This is a genomic window from Halorubrum sp. SS7 (genome assembly GCF_005435055.1).
Classification (GTDB): Archaea; Halobacteriota; Halobacteria; order Halobacteriales; family Haloferacaceae; genus Halorubrum; species Halorubrum salinarum.
The window spans coordinates 1-219 of record NZ_SGXV01000734.1 but is presented as its reverse complement, the minus strand read 5'-3'; the positions used below and the strand labels follow the sequence as shown (position 1 = coordinate 219).

Annotated in this window: 1 pseudogene; it reads left to right on the top strand. The window is 68.5% G+C overall.

The annotated features are described in order from the left end of the window. Positions 1-219, top strand: a pseudogene (locus EXE44_RS19750) (tRNA (cytidine(56)-2'-O)-methyltransferase); the annotation flags it as partial.

Here is a 219-nt window from a genome sequence, read left to right as displayed (position 1 = left end):
CTCGGTGCCGACCGGGTGATCTTCCCCGACAACGCCGGACAGTCGGCGGAGACGGTCCGCGGAGTCACCGACCGGTTCGGCGGCCCGTTCGCGGTCGAACTCCGCGACGACCAGAAGGCGATCGTCCGGAACTTCGAGGGGATCGTCGTCCACCTCACGATGTACGGTGAGCGCGTTCAGGAGGTGGAGGAAGCGGTTCGCGAGGCGGTCGGCCTCGCA